Below are 26,307 nucleotides of genomic sequence, written 5' to 3' on the forward strand. Positions count from 1 at the left end.
AACACCAACTATAATTTCAACAGTACTGTTGAATATAAAAGACCTCGTTTAATACAACACGAATTTTAACAACTCAGAATTTAAATACAATGCTGCTATTTCATCTCTTTTCAATATCCGGCCAAATACTTTTATATCAGTTAAAAACGCTGAAGCCGAAAGATGGCCGCTGCTGCTTCCTATTGTTTTTAGCGGGCAAACGAATTGCTTTTCGACTGACTCCGTTTCTTTGCCATTGATATACAAAGTACAGGTATTATGCCCACCAGTCAAAGTTATCTGCGTCCATTTATTTACAGGAACAATGTTGTTAAATACCTGGCGGTAAAAATCTTCGCCTTCGCCTGCGTACTCTTTATAGCCAACAGTCCGGGCAATACCTAAACCGGCCTTACCTGATTTTTTATCTTTAAGATTCAGAAAAATTGTTCCATAAGGCGATTCAAACAGTACTGTAGTTGTATCGCGGGCATCTATTTTTTTAACCCAGAAACTCAATGTCCAGGGTTGTTCTAACTCGTCGGCTTGTAAGTTTAGCCGAACAAAATCATGTTGATCAAGCGCTAATACAGATTTTGATTCATAACCGGTTAAAGGTTTTATTAACTGTTTACTAATAGCATCAGGTAAACCATGTTCTTTAAAGTCAACATTAATGATTGGATCACTGTTTTTGGGAGCTTCCAGTGGCCTTGTATCATTTACTTGCGGTACGTTTTTCAGGCCATCAACTCTCTTTATAAATTCATCAAAAGTAGGTGACATTTTATTGCCCCATAGCTTTTCGGCCATTACAGGTAAAGCCACCGCAACCTCTTCTGCCGTTTCATGATAGGTAAAACCCATTGGCCCAAGATCATTCCATACATGCAGCTTCGCCCCTAACAAATCAGGTTCGCCCGGGCTTAGCTGCTGGTTTGGCCCGAAATCATTAGGTGCCCATTTTTCATATAAAAACTTGTTGTCTACGCCATAGTAATTTGTCCCCGGAACAATATACAGCCATCCGTCAGTTGATTGTACCACCTGGTGCCCTGCTTTAATCTCCTCCTTTGCATTATTGCCCAACCACATATCAATAATTATATTGCTATCAATAGGAGTAAATCCTGGCATTTCGTTGTATCCGGACCATATCATCACTTTTTTTCCTTTAGCACCTATGTATTTGTTGAAATGATTGATATAGTTGCAAAAACCTGCCGCAAAAGCCTTACGGTCTTCCGTTGTAGTGGCCTTTTTAAATCTATATTCGTCAGTTCCGATATGGAAATAGGGCGATGGAAATAACGGCACAAATTCATCGTAGATCTTTTCCATCATGGCGGTGGTTTTTGGATTTAATACATCCAATTGCCCATCCTGCAACTTATCATTTTTTAACTCGGGAGCAATATCCAAAATACTCATGGCATGGGCTGGCGCATCAATTTCCGGGATAATATTTATGCCACGATCTGCGGCGTATTGTATCAAATCCCTGATTTCCTGTTGCGTGTAAAACCCATCTGTTGCTGTTAGCTGAGAATATGTTTTACTTTGAACCCTGAAAGCCGCGTAGTGCTGGCCGTGAAAAGCCTGATCGTTTAAATGCAATTGTAATTGATTCATTTTATACCAGCTCATGCGGCATATATAATCTTTCAGCTGCGATATCGGGAAAAATTTGCGTCCAACGTCCAGCATAAATCCCCTAAAAGGGTAAGCAGGGGTATCTGAAATAGTATAACAAGGAATACTTTGCTTATCGGCACTCTGTTCAATTAACTGCAGCAAAGTCCTGGTAGCATAAAAAACACCAACATCATCCATTGCCTTTATAATAACCTTATCCGGTTTTATTTCCAGGTGATAAGATTCCCTTTGGAGTTGAGTTAGGTGACGCTGTGGTTTGATTTTTATGACGATATCATTCTTCTCTCTTTTTGCCCGTAACCCGGATTGTTGCTCCTTCCCTTGCAACGCAGCCAGGTCTTCGAGGAATATTGCAACCGTTTTTTGTGTTGATACAGATGGCTTAAATTTAATTACCGTGGCAGCATTGATAATAAAACTGCCGCTACCTGCCTGCCATTGATGAACCGCCGGTATAATGTTCGGCGCAATGTTATTCACCTGGGCGTACAGGCCCGATTGTATTAAAACAAAGAAGGTGATGTATGTGATTAATTTTTTTGTTGAGGTCATTCAAATTAATTTCGATGTGATATCCCTGTTAAGAGAAAATTCTTCATTTTTAAAATCAAAGTATGATGCAATATTGCCTGGCCTGTTTTATTCAATAGTAAACCAAGTATAACTCTCGGGCGCTATATTGAAAGTTAACGTGATCTCGTATTTCCTGTCAACAGCATACTTTTGGGCCGCCCCTCCCTTCTCCCTGAGTAGTGCTGAGCTTGTTAAACCTGTGTAGTACAGCGGTACTTTAATGGTTCTTGTGATGCCAACTTTAAGCGGATTGTAAAGCATGAGCATTCCTTTTGTAATCAATTTCGGATTCACATGCAGCAAACCATCCCAGTCTCTGCCATCGGCCCGGCGAAGATGGATAATCTCAGAATTCAGAATACTGCGATATTTTTTATACCAATCAATGACATTTACCACCATCTTCCGGGTAGTTTCGGTATCGTACAATCTTGGCCCGCGGTAACAGGCCTGAACTCCTGCCCCGTAGTATTGCACCATCAATTGTTCATAATCTTTCAAATGATCAGCAAGCGGTTCCAGCACGGCTTCGGCGCCACCGCCCTGATACCGGGTAAGGGGTACAAATCCCCAACCCATGGCAGGGGTCTTTTCCCATGTACCATCAAAAATATTCTGGCGGTTCAGGATCATTTGCTGTTCGCGCGGCAAAGAAAAATTGACTTCCCTATAGCCTAACGCTATTTTATTGGTGCCATCCAGAAAATACCAGTCGGGAGCGTTTACATAAACACCATGCTCATTGCACCAATGATATAAACCTTTTTGCAACTCCATTTGCTGCCATTGGCTATCATCCAGGTTTTTATGGCCAGGATGCGTAGTTGAAGCACAAACATCGCCGGGATAAGGGCCATCATTTTCGAAAATATCAAACCCGGTTTTGCTGATAAAGTATTTCAATTTATCCAGGTAGGCCAGTCCCCATTTACTACCCAGACAGGGGGCATGACCGAAGAAAGCAGCCGCATCAGGCTTTTTTGTTACCGGATCAATCACATCATCTTCATCACTGATCCGCCTTGAACTAAATAAAGAATACCCCCCAATCAGGATATGCTTGCTGTGCGCGTAATCAGATAGTACTTTCCAGCGTTGTATATTGGTGGTCGAACTATCCTCCATATTGCAATGGCTTCCAAAGCTCAGGATCAGGGCTTCGTATCCTGTCGCCGCACATTGATCTATAGCCTTTTTTACATCTTCATCATTACGGCTTACAAGGTGCATAAAGATGGGATTTTCAGTTGTCCATGGAGCTATAGTGCTGTACATTTTCCTGATAGCCAATCCCCGCCTTTCGCGGTCATAACTATCCATCAGTAACTCATAAGTGCGAACAGAGTTAAAAACCTGCCCCTTCCCTAATTCGATACCTGTGGCCTTTTCCGGGTATACCTCTAATAAACACGGCGTCTGATAATCATAATTTACCTGCGATGTATAATTACTATCGGCTTTCCAATGGGTAGTTTGGTCACTGATATCATATCGCATAGAGTTATTAAAGGCATAGTTAGTCTCCAGATAAAGGCCGTGCTGTTTTTCCATTTGCGTCGGCGAACCAACTACGGCACTTTCTTCCTCTACTGTTGCAAGTACTTCATTTATTATCCTGTTTAACTTTATAGTTTTATTTCCTTTATTCTGAACCGAAAGCCATTTCACAATAAGAGGAATGTTATTATACAATTCATAATGTACAGTAACAAGCAGATCTTTTAAGCCGTCAACATTTGATTTATAAATAAAAGACAGCATTTTACCGGAGCCGGGAACAGTATTCAGCGCCCACCCTCGCGGTTTCCAGCGGATGTAAGGAGGAATATCTGTTACCGAAAAGGATTGAAACTGAAAATCATTTTCATTGCCTTTGAATCCGCTTACCCATTCGGGCAGCAGATAGGCATTCTCCTTTTGCCCGTAAAGGCCTCCGATATTATATTCCTTGCCATCAACAGTTAACTTCGCTTCAGGCTTTACAGCCCTTAGCAATTGCTGGTCGTTACTCATATTGCTGTAATCAATGCAAGCCACATTTTGCTGAATCCGGAAGGTCCTTTTTACCAAACCATTACTCAGAATAATGTTTTTGCCATCAGCGTAAACATCAGCTTTTTGCTGAACAGGGTTTACCAGCCAGTCCTGAGAAAGGGACGGTCTGCCATTTTCCTTCCAGGCAGGTAATTTATTATTCGTTTCTTGTGAACTGGCGATGTTGATGATGCCCCAAAAAGCAATCGTCGAAAAAAACAGCTTTCTTTTCATTTATTTCTTTTCAATTTGTTCAATTTTTTAAAAGTAATAATATTCGCGTAACGTGTTCAATCAGAACGAATGCTGATAATAGCGGTTATTTATCATATTCTTAGTTAAGTGTTTTAATAGCCAAAATTTTGTTGCCCTTTGTGATTTGCACCTGTACTTTTTGTCCTGCCTTTACCATCGCCTTAGGCCAGTTTAAAAAGGCTGTATACGACAGCGGCTTCTGAGCCAGAGTAGCGCTTTCTGCAAAAACGGCAACATTGGCATCATACCCGGTAGTGTTGCTAACCAGCAGCGTGGTCGATTTCTTATCCCTCTTCAAAACGGAAGCTTCCACATGGTCAAAAACCAGGAGCTTTCCCTTATCTGTCTGTAGATAAATTCCGGGCAGTTCAATGGCCATTAACATACCGTTCGTTTCCGTCCAGGAGTTCCGGGTATTTATGAAATTGCCTACGCTGCCTTTACCTTCGGCGTCACTGGGTTGAATTCGTTCCATGCTCGATCCGATGAGATTGTTTGTAGTATAATGACCGGGCATGTTTACTGCTTCTGCATGTGCATGTTGAATATCCTTTATTAAATCTGCATATAATTTGTTACCCGTTGCACGATATAATTTGAACAGGTAATCGCCCGACGCTTCACAAATACCCGGAGCCGAATGTTTATTTTGAATGCTGGCCCAAACTGCCCCTGCCATATGGCAGTTCAACTTTGCGATCTGGCTACCAGAAGGAAAAACAGGATCATAGGACAATACCCAGGTTGAACAAAGCGCAGCTTCTACCTCAGCCTTCTGCAACCAGCTTTTATCGCCGGTAACGTTGTATAAGGCCATCAATGATTCTAAAAAGCCAAATGCTGATTCCGAATTAGCATCCATACTAATATCACCGCAATCGCCGCCGGTGAGACCCTGGTTTACCACATCGCGCCGGTAATAATAATTTGCAGCTTCCCTGGCTACAGTAAGCCACTCCGGATGGTTAAAGTAATTTGCGGCGATAGCCAGTCCGCCGGGCGCTATTGCCCCGGCCGTTGAGTTGAACACAGCGATCCGCCCTGTTTCTGGTACGATGTACTGCCCAAATTCGCCGTATTTTTTCCAGGTATTACTAAAAGCGTCGGCCAGTTTTTTCGCTGCCGATTCCCATTCAGGTTTAATTACATTTCCAAAACCCTGCGCTTTGAGCAGCAACAAATGCTTCATCAGCCACAGTAAAGCATCGCTGTTTTTGCGTACCATAGCCTGGCCCTCCGGAAAATCAGGGTGCATTTTTTCAAAAAGGAGGCGGCCGTTTGCTTCTATTCCACCATAAAAGAAACCACTTTTCCCCTGAAGTTTATTCACTACGAAATCGATCTCCTCTGCTACCCGCTCACGTTCTTTTTGATTATTAAGCGCCAGCATAGGATAAGTATTCATCATACCGCTCACCCAACCCAACTGAAAATCGTCATTATTTTCAGGCTTGTAGTAACTGCCGGCAGGAACATGTATAAAATTACCGCTGCATATGGCCGAACCTACAGCGAGTAATTCACTCATAGGTAATATATTACGGGGATGATTTGTGCCTGTTACATCCTTACGGACCTGCATGAATTTCCTGAGTAAATCGGGGATATTGCCGGCATCAAATACATATACCCTCATCGTTATTTTTACACGGTCGCCCGGCTTCCAGTCATATGCTTTGTCGCCACTTTCATGAAAATCGCCAAACCCAGCAGCTAATCTGCGCACTGCAGGCGCCGAAATACAGAAGCTGCAACTATCTTGTTTTACATTTTCTGCAATGGTAAGACCGCTGTTGCCCAACCTGGTCTGCTGGGTGGTCAACAGGATAAAGCCCTTCTTTAGTGAGGGTGAGAAAAAGCACATTGCCGGAGTTGCTGCATTGCCGGTTTGTAACTGCACCAACGATGCTTTATTGGGTGCTACCGATAACCTGGGGTTGTTTGAAATTGTTAGCGGTACTTTGGGTTATAGTACATATCCCTGGTGTAGGGAGCGTTGTACCCGTTGCCAATAGCTGGATACCTGCTCCCATTATACATACTTGCAGGTACCATAACATAATTCTTACTGCTCCAGCTACTGAAGTCAAAAGATACCTCCAAAGCGGTGGCAGCAGCATGGCCTTCCTTTAATGTAATATCTGCGGTGATATCCAGCATTGCAGGGCTTGCACCCTGTTTTGCGGTTAAGTTAAGCAACCATTGTGCACTGTCGGTTGTCAGGCTGTTGTTCCCGAACTCAAATTTATTCAATGCTTTGGTACCCTCGTACTGGATGGCGCTTACACGCATATTTCCATGCACCGCTTTTAAAAAATCCTGAATTATAAGCTTTTTAGTTCCCTGCGCATGGGCAATACCCAATAAACATGTACAAATTATGAATGCAGAAAGACAGCTTTTTTTGTTAAAATTCATGTTAAATCATCAAAGTGCTATACCTGGTCCTACAGATGAAACAAGCAGTTCCATATTTACTTTTTGATTGCTATTATGCAGAGCATTAACCTGGATGGATGATAGCCCATGCGGAAGGATAAAATTGCCCTGAATGGCAATTTCGGCGATCTTCTTTCTATTCTTATCCGCTAAGTAGCAAGTATTATCCTTCAGGATAATAAATCCACCATTGGTAATTTTTTTGTCGATGGAAAGTTCTGCACCATCATGAAAAGTGATCCTGATGCCATCAGCATACCCGTCTTTTTCGATAGATGATACCCGTATCGCACAATCCAGCGGTTGCGCATCAAATTCATTATTTAACCGGCAGGTATTTTTTTCGGCAGCATATTGCTGATCAGGAAAGCGGGTTTCACGTACAGGGTATAAAACGAAAGACTTTTCGCCGTTTTGCACCAGGTGAAATTTATAGTTTAAATCTTTCAACTGCTCCTTTAATGCTTTCGTGAAAAGATTCAATGACCTTGCATTTTCCCAGGCGCGGTATGCCTTGAAAATATTATTCTTTTCCGAGCAATTTTCAACCGCATGCTGGCTCAAACCAAGCATGTAGGTGGCATTCCATCCAATTGATTTGGCTTCCAGGTTTTCTGCATCGTATAAACTCCAATCACTGTGCAGATCAACTATTCCGAATGTTGCGGGTAAATAACTGCTCTCAAAAACATATCGCATGTCTTTTCCCTCAATCCCCCATTTGTTCAATACCGGATTAAACATATTATTGCCGCCGCCAACGTTGCAAACGCTCATGTAATGCCAGTTCCCTTCATATACAGCACTTCCCATCACGCGTAGATATTTACCTCCATTTTTCGAATAGGTATCAAATAAATTCCTGAAAAACTGTTTAAAGGAGTATTGTCCCTGCCCCTGGTATATACAGCTCTCAAGGCCATCAAAATCAATATAATCCATCCCTCCTTCTGTGAGCCATTTGCCATAATAAGCTGCATATACCTTTTGCAAATTCATATCAGGAACAAAACCACGATAGCAATTAGGCTGCAGCTTTACTATTGTGGTACCTTTTTTATAGGCTCCTCTTTTCGTTCCGTAAAGTCCTCTTTTTACATGTAAAAAGGTGTAAGGCTTGCTCTCAGTAATGCCATTGTATTCTATCAATTCCTTCCCTATTTTCAGCACATTGGTATGGTTGCCTTCCCATCCGCCATATTCATTGAAATAGGCCCTGTCGGCCACAGTTATAATGGTGTCCTGATCGGTAAAATCTTTGGTTATAGAAGTGCGTTGCATAATAGCCAGACTATCACTCGGTACGGGAGCCACATCGCTGTTGTTATCCGGCTGCAAAAACTCGCACAGCGTATGTAATCCATACCTGATCCCATTTTCTTTCATCAATGCACCATACTCCGGAATGTCCATAGGAGCTGCGTTATTGAAACTTATTTTTCTGTTAGTCCAGCGATTTTGTGGGTTGGGATAATATTCGCCCCATCCTTCATCCTGTACGCCTTTGATGGCTAATTGATGAGCGTAGGTGATCAGGCTGTCGTGAGCGCCGTACCACGCAATATCAGGGCGATATGCTTTAGGGTCTTTGATCCATTGACCATCAATTTCGGGATGCGGCAGACCTTCCTTTAAAACTATTTGTTCGATAGAGCGAAGCCCAACAGAGTCGGGGCAGGCAAGCAAAGCAACCGACGATCCGATGTAATCAGCATTAACCGGTGGCACCAGCTGATACCTGGCCGAATTAGCTTTTCCATCCAGATTATCGGGTAACACCGGGAAACGTATCATTTGTTCCTTTCTCCGGTCTCTTGAATGCATACAAACAGTAGAACCAAAAACAGGTTCAAGCTTTGCCCCGTTTCCGTAATTCATCCGGTAATACTCTTCCGGGTGTGAATAAAACGCCACGTCATTGACGCCATCTCCGCCAATTGTGAAAGTTTGACCTTCCTTAAGGTTTGGAGGCAAGGGATATTTTACGGGATCCGGAGAATGAATAAAATAGTGCATAAAAGACATGTCGCCCCCTGTTGGCGGACCGCTGGTGGTATTGTCATTTAAACCCAATATCCCAAATGCGAAATCATCATCTCTTACTACGCCCAGGATATCTCCTATGGTTTTAGAGATAGTTAATTTATAAGGGCCCCAAACAATATTGTCAACCCCGTTTCTCGGCTTAAGCGACACCAGTTTCAATCGTACATATTCGCCTTTTTCATCAGTTTGTACCGTTGCAACCGAACCATTAGGATAACGTAGCGTAATCCGCTTATTGAGGGTATTAAATACAGCGGAGACCGGGAGTATATAGTTTTCACCCTTGTACAAACTAAGTAATGCCGAAACTTTACCCGCGGGGCAATATTCTTTATGGGATGACTTATCCTTAATACTGGTAATAAACCCACGTTTATTTATACTAAGCGTAACAAACTTTGTGTTTAAAGTTATGGTTTGCGCGTTCGATTGCCGGTGAATTATCAGCAGCATACCGAACACCAAAAGAAATAAAAAACGTGTGTTCAACTTATTTATCATATTATAAAAACTCATATATAATCAACTAAAAAGCATTTCCAATTTCTAAGCACCGCCTTCTGATCAATGATAAAAGAGGGCGCCCTGTACCACTATACAGGGACGCCTCTTCAACTAAACCTCGGGTAGTCTCATTACCAGAAGTACACTTAAAAAATAAAACACATTCGGCACCTATTGTATCACCGGATTAAAAGTTCCGCCATCCCAGCCTGTATTTTGCTGCAGATTTTTATTTTGTAAAATATACTGCGGATCAATAGGGCCGAAATAATAGGCATCAGGTATATTGATTTGACTGGTGGCGCCAGGATCTATCGGCTCATATTTATAATTGGTAATAGCCTTAAGAAAAGCGTTACGATCAAACGAAGCAGGTGAATTTACTATCAGGTTAGAAAGCTGTGCAGCAATCCCACTATTGCTTTGCGTAATATCAATACCATATTGAGAGGATGCAGCTGCGCTGTTAAAGTATGGACCGTAGGCGTGCAGCGTCCCCATGTTATTCAGTACACTAAACATGCGCCTGCGCCTCAAATCCCAGAACCGTTTTCCTTCAAAAGCAAACTCTATTGCCCGTTCGGTCATAACAGCGTTCAACGTGGCCTGATAATCTGCACCAACCGATGCTGCTAATCCATAATTTCCCGCTCCTGCTGTTATATGAGCCCTTTGGCGAATCTGAATAATGTAGGTTCTCGCTTCAGCCGAATGCTGTACTTCATTAGCAGCCTCGGCAAGGTTAAGTAAAACCTCTGCATACCTGATGATAGGCCAATCAAAAGCCTGGCGGTTCCAAACGCTTGAACCCAATGTGGTATCAATCCCCTTACGGCAATAAAAACCAGTGATATTATAATTGGGTGTGGCTTTGTAAGCATCATCGCCTGCTATTGCATTAAAAATCCATTGAACACGCGGTGTTATGTCCGCAAAATCGTACCTGGCACCGTTATAAACTATTGTTTGATAAAAACGCGGGTCCCTGTCCTTCCAAAACTCCGTCGGGTCATATCCCGAAGCCGGGTCGGAAATTGAGAGACCATTTTTCATAGGATAGGCCTGCACCATTTCCCAGGTAGGGTCGCAAGATCCTGCCGCACCTGAGGTTTCGGTTAACGGCCTTTGCCCTTGTTGAAAAGTATTTGTTTTTTCAGGATAATGATAGCGTAAACTTAAAACCATCTCTTTGGCAGCCCCGGCCTTATCATACCACATGTTTTCGTTTGTTTTTGCGGTATTATCGGTATATAAGCCATAGCCATCAGCATCTAACTCGGTTTTAGCAGCCAGCAAAGCATTATAGGCATCGCTCCAATAAGTGGCGTTGGGTGTTTTGCAAAACAAGGGGCTTGCTTTTAATAACAGGGCCTCCCCTTTTACTGCCATAGCCGCACCTTTGGTAACCCGGCCAATATCATTTGAGCCCCAGGTAGCCGGCAATAAATTAATTGCGCTATCTAATTGTTTGCCAATAAAGTCAAAGCACTCAAGTGATGAATTTCTTTTTACCAGCAAAGTATTTATATCGGCTGTGGGATCCTGAACCGCGGTAATAATGGGCACTCCGCCCAATACTTTTACCATCCTGTAGTATAAATACGCGCGGAAGAAATATGCCTGACCTTTCAGGCTTTTATAGTCGGCATCAGATAAGGCAGATTTACTTTTGTCGATATTGGCAAAAAAGTTATTAATTGACCTTACCCTTCCCCAATCCCAAACCCTGTCGGGATAACCGCTTTGGCTTGTATAGGTGCCTTTAAGAAAAGAGTTAAGGCCGTTTCCGCCACTACCGCCCGAATAAGCCTCACCGGCCAGTTCTTCATTTCTGTTCCAGGAAGGCAAAATGTTATAAAAATCGGTTACATATCCTTTTACAAAATCAGGACTGCCCCATTCCTGCTCTGGCGTGATAGGGCCTCCCGGATGATCAACATCAAATACTTTTTTACAGGATATTGTTAAAGCAATCATCCCCAATAAAACGAATAGTATATTGAATTTAAGTTTCATGATCTAATAATTTAATGTTTAAAGTGTTACATTAAGCCCACAGGTAAACCCTCTTAATACCGGGTACATTCTGAAATCGCCGCCCAGTTCAGGGTCCCAATCGGTTACATGGTTCCATTGATACAGGTTTTCGCCGCTGAAATAAACTTTCACAGCTTTAACTTTTATTTTTGCCAACAAGCTTGCCGGCAAACTGTAATCAACAATTAAGGACTTTAACCGCAGGAAAGCACCGTTTTTTAACCAGAATGTAGATGACACCTCGCTATTGCTTGTGCCTTGCCAATCATTCATAATAGGACTTGGCATAGTGGCAGTAGAGGCCGTTTGCGGAGTCCATGCATTTTTCCAGGTGGTTAAGTTATCGTTACCAGGCAAAGGCCGTCTGTAATACACATCGGTAGGCATAATATCATAGCGTCCCAAACCGGCAAATACAGCGGTGAGGTTAAGTCCTTTCCAGCCAAATGTGAAGTTGAAGCCATAATTAACACGCGGTATCCCGTTTTTCGAAATGATTTGCTGATCGTTCCCATCAATTTTTCCATCTGGCGAATCGGTCCCCAGCGGCCCCCTAATGTCCTTGTACATCAACATTCCGGGCTGTGGCTTGCTGCCAAAAATGGTAAAATTAGGGCCGTTGGCTTTTAAAATATTATCCACGTCCTGCTGCGTTCTGATAATTCCGTCGGATACATAACCCCATATAACGCCGTTAATTGGCTGTCCGATCAAATTCTGATAACCACGTACTGATGCAGCCTGGTCAACCTTCAGGTATTTGTTGGCAGAATATGACCAGTTGCCAGACACACGATAGAAAAAATCATTGATGTGTCGTTCATGACTAAGAGACAATTCAATACCTCGTGCCGATGCTATTCCGTAATTAACTGCCGGCAAGCTTGCCCCAACGGTGCTGGGAACTGAGGCGACACGTGCACCAAGAATATCGGTGGTTTTTTTATACCATAAATCAACAGTTCCTGTAAGGATTCTTTTTGGCATGCCGAAGTCTAATCCCAGGTTGTAATTATGATTTTTTTCCCATGTGATATTGGGGTTGATAGTAGATCCCAACGTTGTTGAAGGCGGAAGCCCGGACCCTATATATATACCTGAGTTTGCGTTAAAGTTGTAGGTTTGTTGCCACTGCCATGGAGCTGTATTATCTGTGCCGGTTATACCGTAAGAGAAACGCAGCTTCAAGACATCAAGGACTTTAGTATAATTTGCAAAGAAATTTTCATTGGCGATATTCCAGCCTGCTGAAACAGCCGGGAAATATCCCCAACGTTTATTTGACGGGAAAATATAAGAACCATCGGCCCGCATGGTAAAGCCAAGCAAATATTTTGAGGCGTAATTGTAGTCGACCCTGCCAAAATAAGAGGCAAAACCTGTAGGCTGATTTTGGTCGCCCCTGATATACCAATCGGTACTATTGGTTGAGCCACCGTTAATTTGCTGATAATTAGGGTTGCTATAATTGTCATCCCAAATGTTTGAATAATGCCCCCGGTATGCCGATTGTTCATACCCGGCAAATGCGCTGATATTATGAAGGCCAAAAGAGCGTTCATAATTCAACATCAAATCCAATTGGTAATTAGATGACTGCGAATAGGATTCTTCCAATTCGGTAGGTGCGCCTACGCCCGAAATCTGGGCCTGATCTAATATCTGGTACCCACCTGATCGTGTTAAATCCAATTTATCGGTAACGATATGGTTATGATCACCACCGGTTTGGAAATAATAAATATAAGGGGCATTACGCCACGCTTTGGTGTAATTATTGGTGGTATTGTAAGCAAAAGTACCCTTTGCCGACAATCCGGTTATGCCGGGGATATCATATTTCAATTGAAAAACAGGGGTAATATTGTTACCCGACGGCTTGGTATAGCCACCATTTCCGTTTGCCAGGTTGGCGGTATTGGTATTATCAAAGTTGCCAACAGGAAGGCCGTTAATAAATGATGGCCGACCGGGATTTACCATTAACAACCTGTTGTACATGTTTGACAAATTGAAATCCCCATAATCATAGGCCCAAAACGGACGGCTTCCGTTATTCCATTCGCTTTGGATATTTAAATTATAGCTCCACCGCTCGGAAATTTGCCCATCCACTTTTGCTGTTAAATTATATTTACGGAAGGAATTTGAAGTTGCTCCTTCCTGCTGGAAATACCCTGCCGAGATGTAATACCTGGCTGCTTGCGACCCACCGCTTACCGCTAAGTTATGTGAAGTATTCCATGGATTGCGCCAGGTGTCTTTTAACCAATCGTAGGAATGTGTTTTGAAATAATCTAATTCATCAGGGGTATAGTAGCTTGGATCGGTTGCCGGCAAACCTTTTTGGGCAAATGCTTCATTGGCAAAAGTATAAGCATCAAAAGCATTCATTCTCCGTGGCGTAATTTCACGGTTATTCATGGTATATGATGCATTGTAGGATATAAATGTCTTATTGGCTACGCCATGTTTGGTTGTAACCAAAACAACACCGTTACCACCCCTGATACCATAAATTGCGGTTGACGCCGCATCTTTAAGGATACTGATATTATCGATATCAGCCGGGTTAATGGTGGAAAATGTAGTTGCATCCCTTACAAAACCATCTATCACGTATAGCGGATCTGTTCCGCCCTGCCAGGTGGAAGATTCCCTGATTTTAATATTAGCGCTTGCACCGGGATAACTGCCTTGCGTAGTGACGGTAACACCCGGAGATAAGCCTTGCAACAAATTGGCTGGGGAAGATGTAGGGCGGTTTTCAAGTGCAGATGATTTAATTACACCTATTGCACCTGTCAGGTTTTCTTTTTTCTGCGTACCATAGGCAACCACAACTATTTCGCTAAGCCCGCTAACATCGGCTTCCATCTTTACCTGCATAGGCGTACCAGGAGTAACCTGCAATTCTTTTTTCACATAGCCAACGAATGAAAATACAAGTGTTGCGTTCCCATCCGGCACCTCAATGTTGAATTTACCATTGGCGTCAGATATAGCGATGGCTTGACTTCCTTTTACTGCAATAGTCACACCGGCCAGGGGTATATTTTTGGTATCAAATACCTGCCCGCTTATCTTAACCGGGCTTACATTTAAGCTGGTAACCACATTATCAACAGCCTTTTCAATTTGCTGAAGAACAATGTTGTTATTAACCTTTTTATAAGTTAATGGCTGATTTTTAAGACATTCCTTTAAAGCCTCGTCTATTGAAGCATCTTTCAGATGAATGGTCACACTTTTATTCTGTACATCTTTTGAATCATAAAAAAACACGAATCCTGTTTGTTTATTTATCTGGTTAAGTACTTTTTTTAGTGATGAATTTGTTTCATCCAGGTTAATTTTTTGACTATACACTTTTGCGCTACATTCAAGAAGGGCAACTAACATGATCAAGGTAGTCAATTTCATAACTAATAACATTTTGCGCGGCCACGGACAATGCATGGCCATTAAAAAAGCATTTAATTTCATACTTTTGTTGAGTTGGGTTAACAGATAGTTAGAGACACTAAACATATTCCCGTTTTGCGGGGAGGGTTAACTCAATATTTATCCGCATTCCGATTGCCCTCGGGATGCGTTTTTTTTGAGTTAACCTTATGGAGACGGGCCTAAATTTTGAAGGCCGGATGTGTATTTATTTTTCCATATGGTTCTCGTTTTTTTTAGGTGAATAATTGGTTAATTACAGGTGTTAATTCATTACAATAATTGTTTTCCCATCTATTTTGTAATGTATTTGCTTAAAGCTCAGAATATCCAGTATTTGTGATAGATTGACGTTCCTGGAAATTTCGCCCGAAAACCTCCGTGAGGGTAATTGTCCTTCATATTTTATTTCAACACCATACCAGCGGGAAAGCTGCCGCATTACTTCCTGGATATTATTGTCTTCAAAAAAGAAAAAGCCATTTTTCCAGGCCACCACCTCGTCCGGATCTACATTCATAACATCGATCGAGCCGTGGTCAAACCTTGCCTGTTGGCCCGGTTTAATGATATTACTCACTTTTCCTGCTGATACTTTTACGCTGCCTTCGAGCAGGGTAGTTTTAACAGCCTGCTCATCATTGTAAGCATTGATGTTGAAATGGGTTCCTAATACCTCCACAGTTTGCCCGTTTGAAATAACCTTGAATGGCTTTTTGGCATTGTGTGCAACTTCAAAATAAGCCTCGCCGGTTAGTTCTACCCTACGCTCCTTAGCATTAAAAACTACCGGGTATTTGATTGTTGACGATGCGTTTAACCATACTTTAGTACCATCGGCCAAAATAAATTGATACTGCCCCCCTTGTGGGGTAGCGGCCGTATTATATACTTCACTTTTTGAAGTGTGACTGCCGCTTACATCATTGTAACTAATTTGTCCATCGGCAGCTTTCTTAATAATGATATTATCCTGGCGGGCAAGCTTTCCAATCTTTGCGCTATTCAGTACAATAGTACTTCCATCTCCTAAGGTTAATATGGCTTTGTTTCCACCTGGAGCTACATCATATTTCTGAGGTTTAACTGCAGCTATTTGCCGACTCGAATTATTATTGATGCTGAAAAAGTATCCCCCCACGGCCATAAAAAAAAGTATTGAAGCTGCTATTGCCCAACGCGATAATTGTATCCTTTTTGCCCCTCCCTGTATTTCATTCAACAGTTTATCAAGGCTCTCTTTCTGATCTTCTTCCAATTGCTCCTGCGACAAATAAGGATCGCTATGCTTATATTTTAAATACCAGCTTTCAACCAAAGCATTCTCTGCCGGGGTAGTCATACCGCTGTTATACCGTTCTATTAAATCTTCGATGTCTTGTGGTTGCATAATTGTTAAAGGATATATCATCCTTATTACCCCATATACAACTACCACCGGGGGGAGGGAGTAGATGAAAAATAAAAAAAGTGAAAATAATTTACCAGATGATAGATTGATGGAAGATATCAACTGCTATTACAGTAAAGAAGCTCATTGAAAACTGATCTTACATTCAGCGATTTCAAGTCGCCGGATTGAGATCGTCAATGCATTTAGATATCACAATTCATCGCAAGTAAGTTCAACGCAAACGTTTGTTTGTGGCAGCAAGGCTCATAAATATGTTTTTTGAGTTTTATAACAGCTAAGTGTTGTTATTGGAAGCCTGTATTAATTACCCCCGACGGTAAAATCTTTACCAATCAGTTAAAAACAGCGTTCTTAATCAGCTAATTAAAGCGATATAGTGCTCGCATTGAGGACATGATCCTCTTTATTAAAGCTGATTCTCCTGAATTAACGCAAACGCTTGCGTAAAACTTTAGCGCTTAAAATCACTCCAGTCCTATTAATTTGTAACAACAATTATACGATAGGATAGATAGACAGGGGCCCGGTTTCAGGGATTCGTTTATTCCGGACCTCAATGGTCAGCAATCAATAAATATCGCTTGCAAATTTATAATCAATGTAAACCTTAATGGCTTTGTACGGTAAATATAGTGACGACGATTTAATAACGCTGTTAAAGCAAGATGACATATCTGCTTTTACAGCGATTCATTCGCGCTATTACGGAGCATTATATCAGCATGCGTATAAAAGATTGCCGGACAGGGACACCGTTAAAGATCTTTTACAGGAGCTTTTTATCCATCTATGGGACCAAAGAACATCAATTGATATTAAAGGCAGCTTACAGGCTTATTTATGTACCGCTGTCCGAAACAAGGTTTTGAATGTTTTTAAGCACGAGAAAGTAAAAGCTAATTACATTACGTCATTAATTAATTTTGAGGAAACCTGCGAGTCTACAACGGATGAAAATTTAAGGAATAAAGAACTTATTGCTCTGGTTAAGGCCGAAGTAAGTTCTTTACCCCCAAAAATGAAACTGATATTTGAGTTAAGCAGGGATTCGAACTTGTCGCATAATGAAATTGCAGAAATATTGGAGATTAGTCCGTTAACTGTTAGAAAGCAGGTAAATAATTCTTTAAAAATACTGAGGGTAAAATTAGCATCACATCTGCTAACGCTGTTTTTATAAACGGCTTATTCGGAGACTACCAAAGCAATTGACCTGCGAACCCCCACCAGGACTACCCTTTGAAAATGTTAATCAAGTATGCCCCCATATACATATCTCGCCAGTATCCATCAAAGCCGGGCACATTCAAACAGCACTACCAATCCATAAATAAATCGTTGATTGTCAAATATTTTCAATACATTCAACTTTATTAAATCCTTCCCCCATGTACCGCTTTAAATCCATCATCCTCTGTGTGCTGGTTTTTTATGGCCAATTCGTATTTGGCCAATTACCGGCGGATAAAATGTACGCACATATCATCGATGTGGGCCAGGGTATGGCCGTTCTCATGGAATTTCCACAGGGCGCGGTACTCATAGATGCCGGTGCCGCCCCCGACCATGAAGTAACACTGATCAACTACCTTAGGGCTTTTTTCCAACGCCGTACCGATCTTAATAATACGCTGAACGGTATCATAATCACCCATCAGCATATCGACCATAATATTGCGCTCGACGACTTAACGCGAAATTTCAAAATCCAGAACTATGTTGATAACGGCCGGCGGCGGGTAACAAACACAGAAGTGAACCAAATCTGGATGCAGAACAACTTTCATAAGTTTGGCTGCCGTTATGAAGCCATTACATTTGACAACGCCAGGGCTGTACCCAATCATACCGGATTGACAGACATTATCATTGACCCGGTGAACGGAAGCACCGACCCTAAAATCGTTATCTATAGCGGGGCTTTTGTGGCGCATCCGGCGGGCTGGTCAAAAGAGGAGTATGAAGATCCCCATAATAATAGTATGGTGATCAAGGTCACTTTCGGAGATGCTTCTTTCTTGTTTTCGGGCGATCTGGAAGAAAGCGGAATGAAGCAGGTACTTGATTTATATGGCGGAACCGACGCGTTAAAGGCCGATGTGATGCAGGTTGGCGATCACGGCTCCAGGAGCGGGATCAGTTCCGGGTGGATATCAGCCGTTAAACCTAAATATGCTTTTATATCCTGCGGGCACTGGGATGACGGTTGGGCGTTAGAAGGGAAACCAAAGCTATTTACAGCCTTCGCTTATGCAAACCCTCACGTCGAGTCTGTCAAATTGCTGGAAGACAGCCTTACAATAAGCCGGCCTACGCCTTTTGCAGGCTGTGTAGGTACAAAAGATTCATTCAACGGCAGCACCACTTCTGAGTTTACCGAATACCTCATCCACAAGCTTTACTGTACCGCTTGGGATGGTACCATTGTAATTTCAGCGACAGCGTCGGGCCAATATATATTTAACACTCACCAATAGCCTGGAGCCATGAGCGTTTAGACTTTACCCTCCCTACTTTTATGTAACAAAAAATACGGCAAATTGCTCAAGAAAAGCCCCTTGATTTTTGCCGTATAGTTGTTTATCAATTGATCACCTTGAATGATTATCAAGCGTTGATTTTATTTTCTCCCGGTTAGGACGTGACACAGGTATTTTATCGCCATTTGTCAATAACAATACGCCGCCATCCTCCTTAAGCCAGCTTTTAACAAAGTGTTTATTTACCAGATGACTTTGATGAGTTCTTAAAAAACTGTCGCCGGGGAGTATATCAGCATATTCTTTTAAACCTTTGGATACCAGCAACCTCTCCCCTGTTTCCAGATAGAAAAAAGTGTAAGTATTATCTGCCTGGCAGCGTATGATATCCGTTAGCGGCACATACCTGGTCTCGCTTTGCTGCTGCAACGCTATTTTGGCGGCGCATTTTTGATCTTTTCTAAGGCATTCTATCAAAAAATCCAGTTGCAGATTGTTTTTCCGTTCCTTAAATTTCAATTCTGCTTTGGCAACAGCGGCTACCAATTCATCAATGTCAACAGGCTTTAACAGATAGTCAAGAGCGGCGAGTTTTACCGCCTGTATGCCGTATTGATCATAAGCAGTTACAAATATCACCTCGAATGACCGGCTGTTCACCATGCTTAACAGCTGCAATCCTGTTTCTCCATTCAATTGTATATCCAGAAAAACGAGATTGGGCTGATATTGCTCTATCAATTGCACGGCAGCAGCGTTGTTCAGAGCGGTGCCGATGACCTGGACCTGCGGGCAATGCCTTGAAAGCAACAAGTGCAGGTTTTCGATATTGGATACTTCATCATCCACTAATATTGTTCGTATCATTTATAACCAGTGGGTTAAAGTTATGCGTACCGTTGTACCTTCCGAGCCTGAGTGTATTTCAAGGTTTACCGGTGATTCTTTATAGATTTCGTTAAGCAAAGTTATACGCTTCCTGCTTAGCTGCAATCCCAAACCATTACTTTCTTTGCTGGTGTCAAAACCTTTGCCGTTATCTGTAATACTAAGCACTACGTCACTTTCATTTCTGGCAAAGCTAATGTTGATTCTGGAGGCTTCCGTATTAGTAAGGCCGTGTTTCACTGCATTTTCAACAAATGGCTGAAGCAGCATGGACGGAATCTGGATGTTCATTGTAATCAGGACCGGATCTGCTATTATTTCATAAATAAAGGGGAAACGCAATTGTTCCATTTGCAGGTAATCGTTGAGCATTTGCTCTTCCTTATCAAGGTCGATCTGGGCACTATTGTTTAATACGTTCCTGGTTAGCCTCGCAAATTTGGAAAGGTATCGATTGGCCTGGTCAATTTCAGCCTTGTTCATAAGGTTTTGAATGCCCGACAGTGCATTGAACAGAAAATGGGGATTTAGTTGTGAGCGCACTGCTTCGAGTTGTAGCTGAGCAATATCTTTTTGCCGTTTCTGCTCGGCAAGTTTTCTTTTATTTCTTATTCTGATAATGTAATAGCCTGTCAATACAAGGAACGCGATAGCTGTTATTATTGCAATAATCAACTTAACCACCGTTTCTTTCTGAAAAACACTGCCAGATGGCAGTACCGTAAAACGGAAAGTGGTGGTTTTATCGGGGAAAGATTTAATATGGAATCCACCGGGAAGTTTGGGTACTATTTGTAACTCGTAATCGCCGGGTATTTTGAAAAAGGAGGAATTAACGGTAACAAACGGCAAAGCCCCCTGCGCGTATCCGCCTATAAAGTAATCATACCGCCAGTTATTGGATACTAAAGTTGTTTCCCCTGTTGCCAGGTTTTTCAAGTAGACATGATAAACAAAAGAAATGTCAGTCGACTTGATCACAAAATCCAATCCTGTAACTGTATAAGTTTCGTGAATCTTAAACTTAAATCCTTCCGGCCGCTGTTCGAACATGACAGCATCGCCTTTTTTGCCTGTCACCTGGCGTGCCACAATTAAAATCTTCGCAGGTAAAATTTCCTTATTGTAAATGGTGGTCATTCCAACCCTGGTGCGCGATTTGATATTATAGGTTTCAACAGTTAATTTTTTGTTCGATATATCAAATTTCCCTAAGCTTACCTCTACTCTGTCATTTGACAACAACGGTGGTCGGCCCGAGATAACTGGCGTCGCATCGGCCGCCAAAATGTGATTATCGTCTTCAATAATGTTGTAGCGATAAAAAGAGAGGCTGTCTTTAGCAATAATTCCGAACAGCTCAACATACTTTGTTCCTTTTAAAAACACATAATTGTTAAAGGGTTGACTAGCGACCATGTTATGGTACTCTATCCATTTTGTCTGCTTATCAATCGTGATAAAAATTCCAAATCCCGCGCCTAATGTAGATGCTGAATAAAAAAGGGCTTTGCCTGATGGGTCGACAGAAAGATCGACCGGCTGTTTTTGTGCCCTGAGCGTAATGGTAATGGTTGTCAGAAGCAATAAGATGAGGCTGATTTTTTTCATTTTATTAGGTTTAATTTGCTCAAACCTGCAACTAATATATAGTTTATAAAACCATCAGTTAGTAAACGGCGTGTAACAGCCGGAATCAGACCTCTTTCTACCTGAATTTATTGGTATAACACCTGATAAACAATCATAAACGTAAAAACCGATATAAAAAAACGTAAAAACACGCTTGCATTACCCAATAGTGCCGATTAATTTTATAAAACACTCATTACCAAGACACTGATACAACTTCCGACATCCTTAACTATATATACCTAATATCTATACTGACACTATCTGGTTTAGCTCTGGTTCGACAAAATTTTCTTAAAAGCCTAAATTATGTTCAAATTTCCTGTGATTGGTAAAAACCAGGTAGTTGCAATTGTCACTTTCCTTACGCTGATCACGTTGGGAGTGAGTTACTTTTATGTATACGTGCCTGCAAACGAAAAGGTAGTACAGGAACGACGGTTTTACTGCCTCCAAAAAATCGATAATAACATCCATTCAAAAATTGTGAACAGCACATGGATGCTGAATAATTTTTTAAAAACTTTTCCTGTTGATGACCAGCTGCAGGATTATTTGAGCAATTATCCTAAAACAAATTTCACATTACTACCTATAGAAAGCCGGCTTACCGGGGCACAGATTCGCGCAAAAATTCCGGCAAGTAAAATTAAATGGAAAGATAGTTTGGTTAACATCAACACAAGCATAACTGAAAAGCAGCTAATCGTGTTTCTAACCAAAGCAATAGATTTAAGCGATGGCCAGGATACCTCAAAAAAAAGCAACATCTTAAAGTTAACGATAGGTATCAAGTATGATTTTGATCATCTTATTAAACCACTGCTGGTGCCGGATTTTTTTGAGAACTATATAGTTTTTGAAAGCAGCAGCGCTTCTGAAGAAAATAAAATCCATGATAATATCATCTACGAAACCTTCCCTTCCGGTTTAAGTTATGAATCAAAAGATTCATTGCTAACTTTTAAAAACAAGGTTAGCAGTCCCGGATTACGTAAAATAAACATCGGCGGAAAAGATTACAGGGCCTTTTCGCATCCGATTAACCTTGATGGTAAAAATCAGCTGATTGTGGTTGGTTTGGTATCGGCCAAAAGTTACGAACAGGAAAGAAAACGACTACCACTTATTGTTGCGCTTTTGCTTTTGACCTTCGCCACCGGCACCATTATATCATTGCCCTGGATAAAACTCTACCATACAGGCAATAAGGACAAACTTACCGCCACTGATGGCATAGGATCGGTACTGGTGTCAATCCTGATGATGTCGCTGGTGTTTTTTGTGTTCATGTATTTTATATTTTTCACAAATACCTATGGTAAAATCTCGGCTTCTTCTAAATCTCTTGCCAACAATGTCTCTAATGCACTAACTGATGAACTGGAAGCATCTTATCAAACACTTAAAAGTCTTGATTTACAGTCAGAATGTTATTCGGATGATATCGCCAACCTTGGCAAACCCAACTTAAAGTTCAGGACATTACTTTTGCAGGATTCCACTTATAAAGCCGAACGAGATAGATTAAACGGCATAGTTAAGCATACAGCTTTATTAGAAGAAGCTTTCTGGATCGACTCGACCGGCAGAGAACTTTTAAACTGGAGCGCAGATAGCGCGTTTACTCCCCGAAGCTATTTAGGCTGGCGCGATTATTTTAAAAAAGTTAAAAGTAAAAACACTTACAGCTTTAACGGCCATGAACTTTATCTTGATCAAATCTATTCGGTTACCAATGAAACCTTCAGATCGGTATTAGCGATAAACTCTAAATCAAAACTCTGTCCGCCGGCCGCTGTAGTGGCCATGACATTTACCATGCGAAGTTTAGATCACGTTGTAATGCCCGATGGGTATCAGTTTGCCGTTATTAATAACACAGGTAAGGTGCTTTATCACAGTTTGGCCAACAGAAACCTAAACGAGAACTTAAAAAATGAGTTTGCTGATAGTACCAAACTAATAAGTTGCCTTGAAGCAAAGTCAGATACCGGCTTTACTGCTAACTATTATGGTAAAGAGCTAAATATTAAAATAAAACCGGTAAACGGCCTCCCTTATTTTGTAGTAATATTTGAAAATCAGGAATATAATGACAACCGCGACATGCAGGCATATGCCTTTACAATTGCTATGCTTACTTTGCTGTTAATTTTCCTTATCACACAATTCACCATTGTATTTTTTGTATCCGCCAAGCGGTCGTTTTTTAAAAAGCAACTTTTTGAAACATCATGGGTTGGGCCCAAACGATGTTTTCATCACCAGTACAACCTGATCATCATTGTTAACCTGATCATCATCATTTGTATGCTGTTGGGTATCGATCAAAACTCGTTCATGAAATCCTTATACATAATCCTTTTTTCGATTGCTTTTATAGGCATTTTCCCTAATATTCTGTTTGCTATTGATTACAAGAGAAATAAAAGTTACAATTTTCATTTTAAAATATATGCCATTTTATGGCTTTCGATATTTGTTTTACTAATAGATATTGCAGCATTTGAAACCCTTTCAATTGGTAACTTAATTAAGCTGTATTTATATGAGTCGATATTAATTGTATTTGGCTTTATCGTTATTGCTGTAATATATATCCGGCCCGTGAGCAATTGGATAGTGAATAAAATACAGCTGCATCAACCTAAACTGTTACTTAAAATTGAGAGATGTAAAAAGATCAAAACATCCTTCTGGACCTATACACATAGTTTCGCCTTTATGGCCACTACCCGTCTAATAATCACAAGTGGTATTCCGGTAGCTTTCTTTTTCATCTATTCGTCCAACTATGAACAGAATTTAGAAACCCGTTATAAACATTTACATTTTGCTAAGGATTTAATTCAAAAAGTAACAAAAGACACGCTTAAAAACCCAAAATTTCCGCCAGGAGTATACATCGACAGCTCGTTTATCCATTGTCATGACGTTATCTCTCGGAAAAAGAAACTTGATAGCATAAAGGCCGGGGGCAAATATGTTAAAGAAGATTTTTTGACCGCACAGCTATTAAACGCCTTTAAATTACATACAAAAGATATCGAAATAAAAAGTAACAACATGATTTATGCATCAGTTGACTCTGATGCTTTTTTTAATAAACTTACAAATACCAATGATACATCTACGCACACAATATACAAGCTTGATACAACAAGTTTTCTCGAGCTTAGCTCACTAAACTTAGGATACCATCCTTCTATTGGCGCCATATCCCATTTGAGCTATTTTTTGCCGGTACTTGTGTTGATACTACTGATTATTGGCTTTTTTTTCATGCTCCACAATGTTATCAGAAAATTATTTGCGCTTGGATTGCCACTTCAGGATGGGTGGAGAGAGATGGACGAGCAATTGTTACTTGATGACAAACTTAACTCGCTGCTGTTGATAGTAGGGCCGCCGGGTTCAGGTAAATTAAAGAATATAAAAAATAAAATAAAAAACAGATTATTCAAAGACAAATACGGAAAGCCATTATTGTACAGCGATGGTGTATTGCCAACTGATAATGTATTTATTGCTGATATGATCAGGATCCCAACTGATTCGGGAGATACCGATGAGGACTGGAAAAAGTGCAAAGCCGATGCGCTAAAAAAAAGCAACAAGCTTGTTATCATAAACCACTTTGAATATAATATCAAAGACTCGCAAACCAATAGTATAAAGCTTAATTTCCTGGAATCACTGATGCTGCAGGGAAAAAGCAAAATCATGATCATATCAACGGTTCACCCGCTTACTTTTCTTGATTCGTTTACCGAAGAACAACGAAAAAACAACGCAGATAAACAGGGTAATACCGCCCCTGCCGGCGGCAATGCAACTGATTCAACAAAACATAGCGGCAATGTATCTGAAAGCGAGCTCGAAAGATGGCATGTACTTTTAGGGCATTTCCGAATAATCATCCAACCTTTATTTGGGATAGGCGGCCGAATGCGAAAGAAAAAGGAAAACCCTGTTATGCGGATACCTTGCAGGGCTACAGAAACATTATGGCGGTTGCATTATGCGCGCCGTATAAGTTTAAGATCAATACGCCTTGAGCCAAACTTACCCCGCAATATCAACAACCTAAAGAATAGTATAATAGAAGAAACACGTTATACCCATTACTTAAATGATATGAAGGAAAAAGCAATGAGCACTTTGCCATTGTTAAATGACGAAGGTATTGGTATAGCCAGTGATACCTTGATTTTTAAAATGCAGATTAGCTCGCATTATTTTTATACTTACATATGGCAGTCGCTTACTAAAGAAGAGAAAGTGTTGCTTTATGATTTAGCAGAAGATGGATTGGTGAACCCCTATGACGATTATAACCTGAGCTTGTTGATATACAAGGGCCTCATCACCCGAGACCAGGGAACACTAAAATTATTTAATAAAGGTTTCCGCAATTACATACTTACGGCTATTGGCAACAGCGAAGTGGAACGCATTAAGGCCCAGGTAAAGGATACGGGTAACTGGAGCAGTTTAAAAGTCCCTTTAAGTCTGTCTATAGTAGGTATATTGATTTTCTTGATTGTATCGCAGCAGGAAGCGTATTCACAAATACTAACTTATATTACGGCACTTGGTGCAGGTATACCTGCAGTTTTAAAGATTATCTCATTACTTGGCAGTAGTGGTAATACCCAAAAAACTGCGTAAGCGTCAATACTGAGGAATATAGACATATAATCTTAGCCTGCCGGAATTGAAGATTTGAAACAGGATCTTTCAAAACATCAATTTAATTACCTGTAAGTATCCGCCGCAATAAAACGCCGTATATCTATCTGATTACCAAAATATAACACCCTATAAAACATACTCCTTACTTAACAGGCATCTTTTTATGATTTGGCGTTTTATTGCTCGTCCCAGTCATTTATGTTAATATGAGTTGATAAATGATTTGCA

At 41.0% G+C, this 26,307-nt stretch carries 13 protein-coding genes; 3 read left to right on the top strand and 10 right to left on the bottom strand.

Translation table 11 applies throughout. From position 1 onward, the window contains the following. Positions 1 to 48: 48 nt before the first annotated feature. The 8 genes from BMX50_RS04670 to BMX50_RS04705 all read right to left on the bottom strand — a co-directional run bounded on the left by BMX50_RS04670 (position 49) and on the right by BMX50_RS04705 (position 16,357). Entirely contained in the window at positions 49 to 2,187 is a 2,139-nt protein-coding gene (locus BMX50_RS04670) for a family 20 glycosylhydrolase (RefSeq protein ID WP_091208268.1), read from the bottom strand. Between the two features lie 87 nt (positions 2,188 to 2,274). Continuing rightward, positions 2,275 to 4,476 (bottom strand): alpha-galactosidase, encoded by a 2,202-nt coding sequence (locus BMX50_RS04675; RefSeq protein WP_208864642.1) that lies wholly within the window; start codon positions 4,474 to 4,476, stop codon positions 2,275 to 2,277. A 100-nt stretch (positions 4,477 to 4,576) separates the two neighbouring features. Further along, positions 4,577 to 6,397: a hypothetical protein gene (locus tag BMX50_RS04680; RefSeq protein WP_143065086.1), complete on the bottom strand. Its 1,821-nt coding sequence runs from the start codon at positions 6,395 to 6,397 to the stop codon at positions 4,577 to 4,579. A gap of 50 nt (positions 6,398 to 6,447) precedes the next feature. Further along, positions 6,448 to 6,915, bottom strand: coding sequence for a hypothetical protein (locus BMX50_RS04685; protein ID WP_091208273.1), 468 nt, complete (start codon positions 6,913 to 6,915; stop codon positions 6,448 to 6,450). A 9-nt stretch (positions 6,916 to 6,924) separates the two neighbouring features. Further along, a complete protein-coding gene (locus tag BMX50_RS04690) occupies positions 6,925 to 9,483 on the bottom strand; it encodes a hypothetical protein (protein WP_091208276.1) in 2,559 nt (852 codons plus the stop codon). 174 nt (positions 9,484 to 9,657) lie between these two features. Beyond that, entirely contained in the window at positions 9,658 to 11,502 is a 1,845-nt protein-coding gene (locus BMX50_RS04695; protein WP_091208280.1) for a RagB/SusD family nutrient uptake outer membrane protein, read from the bottom strand. 18 nt (positions 11,503 to 11,520) lie between these two features. Further along, positions 11,521 to 14,946: a TonB-dependent receptor gene (locus tag BMX50_RS04700; protein WP_167667809.1), complete on the bottom strand. Its 3,426-nt coding sequence runs from the start codon at positions 14,944 to 14,946 to the stop codon at positions 11,521 to 11,523. 286 nt (positions 14,947 to 15,232) lie between these two features. Then, the gene (locus BMX50_RS04705) at positions 15,233 to 16,357 is read right to left on the bottom strand and encodes a FecR family protein (RefSeq protein WP_167667810.1); all 1,125 of its coding nucleotides are present in this window, start codon (positions 16,355 to 16,357) and stop codon (positions 15,233 to 15,235) included. Between the two features lie 634 nt (positions 16,358 to 16,991). Here BMX50_RS04705 and BMX50_RS04710 point away from each other — a divergent pair. Together BMX50_RS04710 and BMX50_RS04715 are read left to right on the top strand one after the other, a co-directional pair. Beyond that, positions 16,992 to 17,561, top strand: a complete 570-nt coding sequence (locus BMX50_RS04710) for an RNA polymerase sigma-70 factor (RefSeq protein ID WP_091208288.1) — start codon at positions 16,992 to 16,994, stop codon at positions 17,559 to 17,561. A gap of 208 nt (positions 17,562 to 17,769) precedes the next feature. Beyond that, positions 17,770 to 18,858: a ComEC/Rec2 family competence protein gene (locus BMX50_RS04715; RefSeq protein ID WP_091208291.1), complete on the top strand. Its 1,089-nt coding sequence runs from the start codon at positions 17,770 to 17,772 to the stop codon at positions 18,856 to 18,858. 114 nt (positions 18,859 to 18,972) lie between these two features. Here the strand turns inward: BMX50_RS04715 and BMX50_RS04720 are convergent, their stop codons facing one another. Continuing rightward, a complete protein-coding gene (locus BMX50_RS04720) occupies positions 18,973 to 19,728 on the bottom strand; it encodes a LytR/AlgR family response regulator transcription factor (protein WP_244280850.1) in 756 nt (251 codons plus the stop codon). Next, positions 19,729 to 21,360, bottom strand: coding sequence for a sensor histidine kinase (locus tag BMX50_RS04725; protein ID WP_091208293.1), 1,632 nt, complete (start codon positions 21,358 to 21,360; stop codon positions 19,729 to 19,731). It abuts the gene before it with no gap. A gap of 330 nt (positions 21,361 to 21,690) precedes the next feature. On the opposite strand from BMX50_RS04725, the gene BMX50_RS04730 reads away from it, so the two are divergent. Beyond that, a complete protein-coding gene (locus tag BMX50_RS04730; RefSeq protein ID WP_091208296.1) occupies positions 21,691 to 26,055 on the top strand; it encodes a cache domain-containing protein in 4,365 nt (1,454 codons plus the stop codon). Positions 26,056 to 26,307: the final 252 nt, after the last annotated feature.

The sequence above is a fragment of the Mucilaginibacter gossypiicola genome (genome assembly GCF_900110105.1).
Lineage (GTDB): Bacteria > Bacteroidota > Bacteroidia > Sphingobacteriales > Sphingobacteriaceae > Mucilaginibacter > Mucilaginibacter gossypiicola.

What these genes read in the sequence shown, in the direction of transcription:
- BMX50_RS04670 (WP_091208268.1), bottom strand. Translation starts at nt 2,187, where the DNA reads ATGACCTCAACAAAAAAATTAATCACATACATCACCTTCTTTGTTTTA.
- BMX50_RS04710 (WP_091208288.1), top strand. Translation starts at nt 16,992, where the DNA reads ATGGCTTTGTACGGTAAATATAGTGACGACGATTTAATAACGCTGTTA.
- BMX50_RS04715 (WP_091208291.1), top strand. Translation starts at nt 17,770, where the DNA reads ATGTACCGCTTTAAATCCATCATCCTCTGTGTGCTGGTTTTTTATGGC.
- BMX50_RS04730 (WP_091208296.1), top strand. Translation starts at nt 21,691, where the DNA reads ATGTTCAAATTTCCTGTGATTGGTAAAAACCAGGTAGTTGCAATTGTC.
- BMX50_RS04690 (WP_091208276.1), bottom strand. Translation starts at nt 9,483, where the DNA reads ATGATAAATAAGTTGAACACACGTTTTTTATTTCTTTTGGTGTTCGGT.
- BMX50_RS04720 (WP_244280850.1), bottom strand. Translation starts at nt 19,728, where the DNA reads ATGATACGAACAATATTAGTGGATGATGAAGTATCCAATATCGAAAAC.
- BMX50_RS04725 (WP_091208293.1), bottom strand. Translation starts at nt 21,360, where the DNA reads ATGAAAAAAATCAGCCTCATCTTATTGCTTCTGACAACCATTACCATT.
- BMX50_RS04700 (WP_167667809.1), bottom strand. Translation starts at nt 14,946, where the DNA reads ATGAAATTGACTACCTTGATCATGTTAGTTGCCCTTCTTGAATGTAGC.
- BMX50_RS04705 (WP_167667810.1), bottom strand. Translation starts at nt 16,357, where the DNA reads ATGCAACCACAAGACATCGAAGATTTAATAGAACGGTATAACAGCGGT.
- BMX50_RS04685 (WP_091208273.1), bottom strand. Translation starts at nt 6,915, where the DNA reads ATGAATTTTAACAAAAAAAGCTGTCTTTCTGCATTCATAATTTGTACA.
- BMX50_RS04695 (WP_091208280.1), bottom strand. Translation starts at nt 11,502, where the DNA reads ATGAAACTTAAATTCAATATACTATTCGTTTTATTGGGGATGATTGCT.
- BMX50_RS04675 (WP_208864642.1), bottom strand. Translation starts at nt 4,476, where the DNA reads ATGAAAAGAAAGCTGTTTTTTTCGACGATTGCTTTTTGGGGCATCATC.